Source organism: Brevundimonas sp., from assembly GCF_036402095.1.
In the GTDB taxonomy this organism is placed as follows: domain Bacteria; phylum Pseudomonadota; class Alphaproteobacteria; order Caulobacterales; family Caulobacteraceae; genus Brevundimonas.
The window spans coordinates 1-8,315 of sequence record NZ_DASWTO010000149.1; the positions used below are offsets into that span (position 1 = coordinate 1).

The 8,315-nt window shown below is 68.8% G+C and carries 10 protein-coding genes; 7 read left to right on the plus strand and 3 right to left on the minus strand.

The features are described from left to right. Positions 1-1,070, plus strand: a 1,070-nt coding sequence (locus VGD32_RS10435) for a lytic murein transglycosylase (protein ID WP_331031824.1), incomplete at its 5' end; no start/stop codon positions are given. A 9-nt stretch (positions 1,071-1,079) separates the two neighbouring features. On the opposite strand, the gene flaF is transcribed toward VGD32_RS10435, so the two are convergent. Both flaF and flbT read right to left on the minus strand, forming a co-directional pair. Further along, the gene (flaF, locus tag VGD32_RS10440) at positions 1,080-1,448 is read right to left on the minus strand and encodes a flagellar biosynthesis regulator FlaF (protein ID WP_331031825.1); all 369 of its coding nucleotides are present in this window, start codon (positions 1,446-1,448) and stop codon (positions 1,080-1,082) included. Next, on the minus strand, positions 1,408-1,830 hold the full coding sequence (flbT, locus tag VGD32_RS10445; RefSeq protein ID WP_331031826.1) for a flagellar biosynthesis repressor FlbT: 423 nt from the start codon (positions 1,828-1,830) through the stop codon (positions 1,408-1,410). The genes flaF and flbT overlap by 41 nt, the downstream gene beginning before the upstream one ends. Before the next feature lie 129 nt (positions 1,831-1,959). Between flbT and VGD32_RS10450 the strand changes: the two genes are divergently transcribed. From VGD32_RS10450 to VGD32_RS10460, 3 genes are read left to right on the plus strand one after another with little or no spacing between them, the layout of a single operon-like run. After that, complete coding sequence (locus tag VGD32_RS10450) at positions 1,960-3,759, plus strand: tetratricopeptide repeat protein (RefSeq protein WP_331031827.1); 1,800 nt, start codon at positions 1,960-1,962, stop codon at positions 3,757-3,759. 39 nt (positions 3,760-3,798) lie between these two features. Further along, on the plus strand, positions 3,799-4,263 hold the full coding sequence (locus tag VGD32_RS10455) for a hypothetical protein (protein ID WP_331031828.1): 465 nt from the start codon (positions 3,799-3,801) through the stop codon (positions 4,261-4,263). Positions 4,264-4,274: 11 nt separating this feature from the next. Continuing rightward, positions 4,275-4,487 carry a hypothetical protein gene (locus VGD32_RS10460; RefSeq protein WP_331031829.1) on the plus strand — a complete coding sequence of 71 codons (213 nt, stop codon included), beginning with the start codon at positions 4,275-4,277 and terminating at the stop codon, positions 4,485-4,487. Positions 4,488-4,906: 419 nt separating this feature from the next. Here VGD32_RS10460 and cysS read toward each other — a convergent pair whose 3' ends face one another. Continuing rightward, entirely contained in the window at positions 4,907-6,316 is a 1,410-nt protein-coding gene (cysS, locus tag VGD32_RS10465) for a cysteine--tRNA ligase (protein ID WP_331031830.1), read from the minus strand. 115 nt (positions 6,317-6,431) lie between these two features. On the opposite strand from cysS, the gene folE reads away from it, so the two are divergent. From folE to VGD32_RS10480, 3 genes are all read left to right on the plus strand, one after another. Next, positions 6,432-7,052, plus strand: coding sequence for a GTP cyclohydrolase I FolE (folE, locus tag VGD32_RS10470; protein ID WP_331031831.1), 621 nt, complete (start codon positions 6,432-6,434; stop codon positions 7,050-7,052). A gap of 163 nt (positions 7,053-7,215) precedes the next feature. After that, complete coding sequence (locus VGD32_RS10475; RefSeq protein ID WP_331031832.1) at positions 7,216-7,659, plus strand: biopolymer transporter ExbD; 444 nt, start codon at positions 7,216-7,218, stop codon at positions 7,657-7,659. A 162-nt stretch (positions 7,660-7,821) separates the two neighbouring features. After that, positions 7,822-8,253, plus strand: a complete 432-nt coding sequence (locus tag VGD32_RS10480) for a biopolymer transporter ExbD (RefSeq protein WP_331031833.1) — start codon at positions 7,822-7,824, stop codon at positions 8,251-8,253. The last annotated feature ends 62 nt before the right edge of the window (positions 8,254-8,315 follow it).

Here is an 8,315-nt window from a genome sequence, read left to right on the forward strand (position 1 = left end):
GCGGCGCCCGTCGGGCCGAATACGAGCGCGAGCTGGCCGGGCTGACCCCCGATCCTTCGGTCATCCGGCTGGACCACAACCAGCCCGAATTCAGCCGCCCCGCCGGCGCCTATGTCCAGAACGCCGTGACGGCCACGCGTATCGCCCAGGCCCGCCAGCGTACCGACCGAGTGCCGTGGTCGGTGGTGCAGCGCTACGGCGTGCCGTCCGAAATCCTCGTCGCCGTCTGGGCCCAGGAGTCGGCTTTCGGCCAGGTCCAGGGCGACCACGACGTCATCCGTTCGCTGGCGACGCTCGCCTACGACGGCCGGCGCAGGGACTGGGCCGAGGCCCAGCTGAAGGACGCGCTGGATATCGTCGTCGACGGCCGCCGCGCCCGCGCCGGGCTGAAGGGCAGCTGGGCCGGGGCCATGGGCCAGACCCAGTTCATGCCCGACAACTACCTGCGCCTCGGCGTTGACCAGAACGAGGACGGCCAGGTCGATATCTGGGGCACGGACGCCGACGCCCTCGCCTCGGCCGCCAACCTGCTGGCCCAGGCCGGCTGGAAGCGCGGCCAGACCTGGGGCTACGAGGTCCGCCTGCCGGCGAATTTCGACTATTCGGACGCCGAGGGCCCGCGCCATCCGTGGTCGTACTGGGCGGCGAAGGGCGTGACCCTGGCCCACGGCGGCGCGCCCAATGCGGCGGAAGCCCGCGAGGAGGCGACGATCCTGTTGCCCCAGGGCGCGCGGGGCCCGGCCTTCCTGGCGCTGCCCAATCACTACGTGATCCGGCGCTACAACAACTCGGTCAGCTATGCGCTGGCGATCGGGCTGACGGCCGACGGCATCCAGGGACGGCCAGGGCTGGTCGGCGCCTGGCCGGACGACGCGCCGTTGTCGCGCGAGCAGCGGATCGGCGCCCAGCGCGCCCTGACGGCCCTCGGCTACGACACCCAGGGCGTCGACGGGGTCATCGGGGCGAATACGCGCGCGGCGCTACGGCGCTGGCAGATGGCGACGGGGCGGCTCGCCGACGGCTATCTGACCTCCGACCTCGCCGACGAGTTGATCCGCCGCGCCGGCTGACCCCGGGGTTCAGGCCGCTTGGGCCGATCCCGGGCCGGCCAGGCCCTGCATGATCATCTTGTTGATGTCGATCAGCGCTTCGAAATCGTCCTCGCCGCGCATCACGGCGGAGGAGTGTTTGCTGACGAACAGGCTGATCGAGATGATTTGCGCCCGCAGCGCCTTGTCCATGGCGTTGTCGGGGTTGGCGCAGTCGGTGGCCAGCGTGGACCAGAGCCGGCGGTTCCAGTCCAGGGCGTCGATCCGCGTGGCGACGTCGCCGGGGTCCACGGTCGAGGCGTGCATCAGCGCCCGGGTCACCTGCCCGAACAGCCGGTACTCCATCTCGCGCGGGTTTTCAGCCCGCGTCGCCGCGGTCTTGTACGCCTGAAGCGACATTCGCCAGACCTTCCTCGTAATCAACCAGTTTCCGGGCGGCCATCAGCGCCTTGTAGTATTCGCGCGACATCACGTGCCGCGACGCCGCGACGCAGTCGGCCAGCACCTGCGGGTTGCGCGTGGCGCCCATGAACTCGGTCAGGCGCATCGCGAACTCGTCATACACCTTCGGCGCCGCGCTCTCGTCGAGGTACATCATCATCACGGGGAAGTAGATGCGCCTCGCCGGCGAATTGACGTCCTCGGGCTGCATGATGTCCTTCTCGCGCAGCACGCTGGCCTTGTTCTGCAGGATCAGCACGCCGCGGCGATCGCCGTTCTGGACCACGGCCCCGTTGAGAACGAATTTCTCGCCGGGCTTGAGCGACAGCTTCAGCGGCATGCGGGGCGACTCCTGACAGGCGCACGGCGACGTTAGGAAGCCGGGAACGAACGCAGGCTAAACAGTCGTGGTTAACCATCCCTTGTGATCCCGCTGGCAATGGTCGGGCGGTCACCGCAGGATCACCGCATGTCCGCCGTCGAGTTGTCGCCCGAACAGATCCACGGGATCGCCCCCGCCGCCCAGGGAGTCGCGGGCGACTCCGCCTCCCCCGAGGCCATCCGCAAGCTCTCGCGCCAGCTGGCTAATCCGAAGCTGGCGGTGAAGACCCAGCGCAAGGCGCTGGAGAAGCTGAAGGCGGCCCTGATGGCGATCCGGGCGGGCGATTTCGACCGCGGGGCCCAGCGCGCCCTCGAGGCGCTGAAGATGGACGAGACCAGCGGCCTGGCCTGGCACGTGCTGGCCATCTGCCGCGAGAAGTCGGGCCACCTGGGGCAGGCCCTGTTGGCCTATGAGGCGGCGCTGAAGCTGCTGCCCAACGAGACGGACGTGGCGCATGACCTCGGCCGCCTGGCCCAGCAGATGGGCTATCTCGACATCGCCGAGAAGCTGCTCCTCAAGTATCTGGCCGCCGATCCCGGCCATGTGGAGGCGACCAACAACCTGGCCTGCGTGCAGCGTGACCAGAAGCGCTACGGCGACGCGATCGAGACGCTGCGGGCGCTGCTGGGGGTCGAGCCGGAATCGCCGGTGCTGTGGAACACGCTCGGAACGGTGCTGAGCGACCAGGGCGACATGGCCACGGCCCTGACCTTCTTCGAGGAGGCGCTGCGCCACGACCCCGACTTCGCCAAGGCCCGCTACAACCGCGCCAACGCCCGCCAGCCGCTGGGCGACGCCCTCGGCGCGCTGGAAGACATCGACGCCGCCCTGCCGGGGGCCGAGAGCCCGTACGAGCGGGCGATGATGAGCATGGCGCGGGCCATGCTGCTGATGACGCTGGGCCGCATTCCCGAGGGTTTCGAGGCCTATGAGGTGCGGCTCGATCCGCACCTGCCCGAAGCCATGCGGGTGGCTGTCGACGCGCCGCGCTGGGATCCGAAGGGCGAGGACGTTCGGGGCAAGCGGCTGCTGATCGTCGGCGAGCAGGGCATCGCCGACGAGATGGTGTTCGGCACCTGCATCGGCGACGCCATCGAGGCGGTCGGGCCGGAGGGTCAGGTCTATGTGGCGGTCGAGCCTCGCCTGATCGGCCTGTTCCAGCGCGCCTTCCCCACGGCCGTGGTCGGCGGCCACAAGTCGGTCAAGCTGGAGGGCCGGATCACCCGCTACGTGCCGTTCGCCGAGGAGCTGGACGGCGGCGTCGACGCCTGGATCCCGATGGCCTCGCTGCTGGCGGTCTACCGGCCCTCGATCGAAGCCTTTCCCGACCGGCGCGGCTACCTGGTCCCCGACGCCGGCAAGGTGGCGCACTGGAAGGCCGAGCTGGAAAAGCTCGGCCCCGGCCTGAAGGTCGGCCTGCACTGGAAGAGCCTGGTGCTGACCGGGTCGCGGGCGCGCTATTTCTCGAGCTTCGAGCGCTGGCGGCCGGTGCTGACCACGCCCGGCGCGGTGATGGTCAACCTGCAGTGCGGCGACGTGTCGGACGATCTGGCGGCGGCGGCGGCGGCGGGCGTCTCGATCTGGACCCCGCCGATCGACCTGAAGGACGATCTGGAGGACGTGGCGGCCCTGTCGAAGGCGCTGGACCTGGTGATCGGCCCCGGCATCGCCGGGACCAATCTGGCGGCGGCGGTCGGCGGGACGGCGTGGATGATCACCGCCCCCGACGACTGGCACTATCTGGGCACGGACCGGTATCCCTTCTATCCGCATCTGCGGTTCTTCCGGCGTGACAGCTTCGCCGACTGGGAGGGCGCCATCGCCCGCATCCGCGAGGCCCTGGACGAAGCGGTGGCCCGGGGCGGCGCCGGGGGGAACGCCGGGTAAAGCAGAGGCGTTGATCTCCCGAAGACAGGGAGATGTCAGATGCCGCGGCCCGAGGACTATTCGGACGACCAGGAACAGTCGGAAGTCTTCGACGAGGACAATTTCGACGAGGCCGACGCCGGCGCGCCGACCAACGAGTTCAAGACGTTCGAGGAGCTGCCTGACGTTCTCGACGTGACCTCGGCCGACGGCGATGGCGACGAGGAGGACCTCGACGATATCGACATCGAGGACGAGGTGACCGACTCGCTGTCGGCCTCCGGCATCGAGCCCGAAGCGGACGAGTTGTACGGCGTGGACGGGACCCGGCTGACCGAGATCGATTCCGGCGGCGGCGACCTGCAGACCCACGATGAGGTGGAGCTGGTCTATGCGGGCCTGATGGAGGACGTGCGCGGGGCCCAGGCCAGCGCCGCCCACTGGGAGGCCAAGCGGCTGTCGGACGACGACATCGCCGACCTCGGCTACGGCCCCGACGGCGACGAAGACCATCCGGCGAACTGAGGAGCCAGACCATGACCACACAGCATGACGGCCGCACCGACCATCAGCAGGCCCGACCCGACGACGTCGCGGCGGCCCGGCGGGCCGATCCCAAGACCGGCAAGCCGGATCAGCTCTGCGAAGACGAGCGCGACGCCGAGAACCGCCAGGAGGCCCTGGTCGACGAGGGGGTGGAGGAGACCTTCCCCGCCAGCGATCCGGTGAGCGTGAAGCGGATCACCTGAGGGGCCGGGGTTTTACCCGGGTAAAACCGAAAACGCGGTTAGCAAGGTCCGCAGAGTCGGCATCGGCGACCCGGGGAACTCCCGAACGACGGGGGGCAGAGTCGGCAGAGTCCATATCGACGCGCCTCGGGCGGTGCGGCGGGGGTGCGATTGTCAAAGACCGGCGCCTGCCGGGGGCAGGACGAGCGGCATTATGCGCCCGCCGTCAGCCCGGGCGGGAAGATGGGGTCGAGAAAAGGCGATATGTCTGGAAAGGCGCGATGTTTTCCGCGCTATCCGACTATAATTCCGCGGATCGCCAGCAGAGCGTCACGTTCACCTCCCTGTCGGCGAAGGCCGACGGGAGGACAGGTCGATGCGAATGCAGCGATCTGTCCTCCCCATTCGCCTGACGCGAATGGGGAGGTGAACGCGAGGTCCTACCCCTTCACCCGCCACGTCGCGCCCTGGGGGCCGTCCATGACGACGACGTCGAGGGCGTTGAGGCGGTCGCGGATGCGGTCGGCCTCGGGCCAGTCCTTCGCGGCGCGCGCGGCGGCGCGCTGTTCCAGCAGCGTCTCGACCTCGGCGCGCAGGGCGTCGGAGACATCGCCTTCCAGCCAGGCGGCCGGGTCGGCCTGAAGCACGCCGAGGATGGCGGCGGCGGCGGTCAGTTCGCCCTTGGCCCGGGCCACGACCCCGTGGTCGCCGGCCGTCATGCCGCGCTCGATCTCGCTGGACAGGGCGAACAGGCCGGCCATGGCGCCGGGGGTGTTGATGTCGTCCTCGATGGCCTTGAGGAATTCGGCCGGCGGCTCGTCGGTCGAGGCCTCGACGGCGGCGGCGCGGTGCAGCGCTCCGTAGAGGCGGTCCAGGGCCTTGCGGCTCTGATCCAGCAGCGACTGGTTCCAGTCCAGCGGCTGGCGGTAGTGGGCGCTCAGCAGGGCCCAGCGCACCACCTCGCCCGGGATCGACTGCACGAGATCGTGCAGCAGCAGGACGTTGCCGATCGACTTGGACATCTTTTCCGCGTCGACGGTCAGGAAGCCGTTGTGCATCCAGTAGCGGCTGTATTCGGCGTGGGCCGCCGGCTCATGGGCGTGGCCGTGGGCGCAGACGCCCTGGGCGATCTCGTTCTCGTGGTGCGGAAAGACCAGGTCAATGCCGCCGCCGTGGATGTCGATCGGCAGGCCCAGCGTCTCCTCGATCATGGCCGAGCATTCGATATGCCAGCCCGGCCGTCCGTCCCCCCACGGCGAGGGCCAGGACGGCTCGCCCTGCTTCGACGGCTTCCACAGCACGAAATCGTGCGGGTTCTTCTTGTAGGGCGCCACCTCGACCCGGGCGCCGGCGATCATGTCGTCGAGGTTGCGCCCGGACAGGCGGCCGTAGGCCTCATAGGCCGAGACGTCGAACAGGACATGGCCCTCGGCGGCGTAGGCGCAGCCCTGGTCCATGATGGCGCCGATCTGGGCGACGATGGCGTCCATATGGTCGGTGACGTGCGGAGCGATGTCGGGCGGGGAGACGTTGAGCCTGGCCATGTCCTCGAGATAGGCCGCCTCGTAGCGCGAGGTGACCTCGCCGATCGGCGTGCCTTCCTTCGCGGCCTTCGCATTGATCTTGTCGTCCACGTCGGTGACGTTGCGGGCGTAGATCACGGCGTCGGCCCCGTAGGTCCGGCGCAGCAGCCGCACCAGCACGTCGAACACCACCGGCGGGCGGGCGTTGCCGATATGGGCGTAGTCGTAGACCGTCGGGCCGCAGACGTAGAGGGTCACCCGGCCGGGGTCGCGCGGCTCGAAGATGCGCTTTTCGCGGTGCAGGGTGTCGTGGATCGTCAGCGGCATGGGGAGACTTTGCGGGAGAGTTTTCTTGCGGGACGGACGGGCGGTCCCATATAGGCCGCCAAGCTGATAAAGAGTCCCCCGCGACTTACAAAGCCGCGTGTCCGAGAATTCCCTGATGAGCGTCACTCCCGTCAAGCCGGTCCTGATCGGCGACAATGACCAGCCCCGGCTCCGCCCGTCGCGCGAGGAGGCCCTGAAGGCCGTCCGCACCCTGCTGGCCTGGGCCGGCGACGATCCCGACCGGCCCGGTCTGATCGACACGCCGAAGCGGGTGGTGGACGCCTATGGCGAGTGGTTCGACGGCTATGACGCCGACGTCGAGAAGGAGCTGAGCCGCACCTTCGAGGACGTGCAGGGCTATGACGACATGGTGCTGCTGCGCGACATCGAGGTGGAGAGCCACTGCGAGCACCACATGGCGCCGTTCCTGGGCAAGGCCTACGTCGCCTACATCCCGAACGAAAAGGTGGTCGGCATTTCCAAGCTGGCCCGGGTGGTCGAGATCTTCTCGCGCCGGCTGCAGACCCAGGAAACCCTGACCCAGCTGATCGCCGAGGCCATCGAATCGCATCTGCAGCCCGCCGGCGTCGCCATCCTGATCGACGCCGAGCACCAGTGCATGACGACGCGCGGCGTGCATCACCGCCACGTTTCGACCATCACCACCCGGTTCACTGGCGCCTTCAAGTCCGACGCGGCGCTCAAGGACCGGTTCCTGAAGCTCGCGAAAGGCTGATCCGGCTCGCCTGCGAGGCGTAAAGCGAAGGTGGAACCCGCGATGGAACCCTCTTCGCCCCGAACCCGCTTTACAAGCCGGGCCGGGGACGCCAAGAGACGGTCCGAAGCTTTCAGCGTCGCTCGCCGCGTGTCGCGCCGGGCCTGATGGAGAACCAAAGCGGATGGCCGCCAAACTTTCCGGACCCGGTGGTGCCAAGGGCCACACCATTGAACAGAACGCCGACATCAACGTCACGCCGTTCGTCGACATCATGCTGGTGCTGCTGATCATCTTCATGGTCGCCGCGCCGATGGCCACCGTGTCGATCCGCCTCGACCTGCCGCCGGCCGTGCCGCCGCCGCCGGACGCCCCGCAGAAGGATCCGGTCTACATCACCGTCCAGGAGACGGGCTCGATCTTCATCGCCGACCAGCAGACCACGCTGGAAGGCCTGTCGGCCGACGTCTGCACCGCCCTGGGCGGCGGCTATCCGGCCTGTAAGGAAGAGCGCGTGTTCATCCGCGCCGACCCGGAAGTCACCTACAACCAGTTCATGGAAGTCATGAACGAGCTGCAGTCCAAGGGCTTCTTCAAGGTCGGCCTGCTCAACGAAGACATCGAATAGGCGCTGCGCCCGTTCACCCAGAACAGGGGCCGCTTCCTCCGGGAGGCGGCCCTTTTTCATGGCCGCGATCCGGCCTCGCGGGGGCCGCACAAATGTCATGCGGCAAGCTCGACACTGGCGGGCGCCGGAGCGAGGTCGCGCCGGGCGACAGGGAGCCATGCGATGGGAAGCAAACTTTCGGGGGCCGCGGGCGGAGCCGGCAGCGCGGTGAGCCACAACGCCGACATCAACGTCACGCCGTTCGTGGACATCATGCTGGTGCTGCTGATCATCTTCATGGTCGCCGCGCCGATGGCCACCGTGTCGATGAAGCTGGACCTGCCCCCGCCGCAGGCGCCGACGACGCCAGAGAAGGAGCCGGTCTACATCACGGTGCAGGAGTCGGGCGCGCTGTTCATCGGCGCGGGCCAGACCTCGCTCGCCACCCTGCCCGCCGACGTCTGCGCGGCGCTGGGCGGCGGCGACTGCCGCGGGCGGCGCGTCTTCGTCCGGGCCGAGCCCGAGGTCGCCTACGAGCGGTTCATGGCCGTGATGAACGGCCTCTACGGCGCCGGATTCACCCAGGTGGGCCTGCTCAACGAAGATATCGAATAGGCGCCTACTGCACCGACTGGCGCGGCCGGTCGGGCGTCGCCGGGGGCGTGGCGGCGGGCTGG